Genomic DNA, 2,012 nt, shown 5'->3' with positions numbered 1-2,012 from the left:
TCACCGGTCGAGAAAGGCCATGTGCTCCGGGTTGTACCGGTCTCCGCGCACACCAATCCGCTTGGCGAGCCCGTCCAGCGATGCCCGCTCGTCCGCGGACAGCGCCACCGTCGTGGCGGCAGCGTTCTCGCACAACCGCTCTAGGCGGCGCGTGCCAGGGATGGGCACGATCCACGGTTGCTGCGCCAACAGCCACGCCAACGCCACCTGCCCCGGAGTGACACCCCTCGCCTCCGCCACGGCCCGCACCTCGTCCACCAGGGCCTGGTTGGCAGCCAGGTTCTGGGCCTCGAAACGAGGCACCCGGATGCGAATATCGCCAGCGGTCAGTGCCGAGGCGTCCACGGTCCCCGTCAAGAACCCCTTGCCCAGCGGGCTGAACGGCACGAACCCGATGCCCAGTTCCGCCAGCGTGGGCAGCACCTCCGCCTCCGGATCCCTGGTCCACAGCGAGTATTCGCTCTGCAGCGCAGTCACCGGAGTGACGGCATGAGCCCTGCGGATGGTGGCCGCGGAGGCCTCCGACAGCCCGAAGTGACGCACCTTGCCCGCCTGGATCAACTCTCCGACCGTACCGGCGACGTCCTCAATCGGCACCTGCGGGTCCACCCGGTGCTGGTAGAACAGGTCAATGACATCGGTGCGCAACCGCCTGAGCGACGCGTCCGCCACCCGATGGATCTGCTCCGGCCGACTGTCCAGGCCGACCATGGCCCCGTCGCGGATGTCCCAACCGAACTTGGTGGCGATCACCACGCGGTCACGGACGGGTTCGAGCGCCTCCCCCACCAGTTCCTCGTTGACGTAGGGGCCGTACACCTCAGCGGTGTCGAAGAAGGTGATGCCCTCCTCGACGGCGGCGCGCAGCACGGCGATCATGTCGTCACGGGTTCCGGGGTTAGGACCATAGCTCTGCGACATCCCCATGCACCCCATGCCGATGGCCGACACCTCAAGCCCTTGTCCGAGCGTTCTGCTGTGCATGCGTACTCCTTACTTGGTTGGGTCCGGCATGACCTTGACTGCCCAGGCATCATGTCTGAGCAGCGACGCCTACCACTGAGCAGTGAGGATACGCTTGCCTGTCGACCCTCCGGCCATATCCCGTGATCTCGGAAACGTTACCGCGTCTTGGACGGTGATGGTGAGGTCCGGCTCCGAAGCTGCGTCGAGGTGTCCTTCCGGCGGTCCTGAAGCCCGGCCGGCCGATTCGATCACGCGCTCACGCGCTGGTGCTGGAAGCCTACGCACATGGAGCTTCCACCCGCGGTTGACGAACACACCCCGTCGCCGTCACAAGCGACCGGTAGGCGCCGAAAGCCCCTACACCACCATGGGAGGACTCTGTCCCCATTCTCACTGACACTGAGCGGTGTCATACTTGCCACACTTACCACGTTGAGTCGAGGAGGACAGATGTCGCATCCCCCAGGTTGGCAGCCTGATCCCGGAGGTTCCCCGCTCCTGAGATGGTGGGATGGGTCTCAGTGGACAGAAAGCGTGATGGATCCACGCACCACGCCGCAGTCGCACGCCGCTGGCCCGAGTCCTCAGCCCGGACAAGCACCCCCCGCATCCCCGGCACCACTAGCTCCGACGGTGCAGTCACACGCCGCCGGACCGAGCCCTCAGCCCGGACAAACATCCCCCATACCCCCAGCGCCACTGGCCCCGACAGCGCAGATCCCGGCGACCGCCGAGCCGAGCAAGAAGAACGGTCAAGCCGCCGCCCTCTCGTGGGTTGGCGCGGCAGTCATCTCATTGGCGGCCGCAGCCGCGCTGATCGTCTGTTTCGTAGTGATCCCGCCGCAGGTCGAGGAAGCGAAGAACGCTATCGCCCAAGAAGAGAAGAAGGAGCAGGAGGCAAAGGCCGACAAGGAAGCGGCTGAAAAGAAGCTCGCGGAACTCAAGGATTCGCTGAAGGAGATCGAATGACTACTCCCAACTTCCAAGCCCCCACGCCCCCGGCCCCAAAGCGATCGATTGCTCCCCGCGTCGCCCTGATAGTGGCG

General features: G+C 65.6%; 2 protein-coding genes and 1 pseudogene. 2 read left to right on the top strand and 1 reads right to left on the bottom strand.

Going from position 1 to position 2,012, the window contains the following annotated elements:
• Nucleotides 1–984, bottom strand: a complete 984-nt coding sequence (locus Q4A20_RS15030; protein ID WP_303124201.1) for an aldo/keto reductase — start codon at nucleotides 982–984, stop codon at nucleotides 1–3.
• 267 nt (nucleotides 985–1,251) lie between these two features.
• Here Q4A20_RS15030 and Q4A20_RS15210 point away from each other — a divergent pair.
• Together Q4A20_RS15210 and Q4A20_RS15025 are read left to right on the top strand one after the other, a co-directional pair.
• A pseudogene (locus Q4A20_RS15210) lies at nucleotides 1,252–1,512 on the top strand (DUF2510 domain-containing protein); the annotation flags it as partial.
• Between the two features lie 87 nt (nucleotides 1,513–1,599).
• Nucleotides 1,600–1,935, top strand: a complete 336-nt coding sequence (locus Q4A20_RS15025; RefSeq protein WP_303124199.1) for a hypothetical protein — start codon at nucleotides 1,600–1,602, stop codon at nucleotides 1,933–1,935.
• Nucleotides 1,936–2,012 lie beyond the last annotated feature (77 nt).

This window comes from Actinomyces sp. (genome assembly GCF_030530635.1).
Taxonomy (GTDB): Bacteria; Actinomycetota; Actinomycetes; order Actinomycetales; family Actinomycetaceae; genus Actinomyces.
The sequence above is the reverse complement of the archived record's forward strand: the minus strand, read 5'-3'. Positions and strand labels throughout refer to the sequence as shown.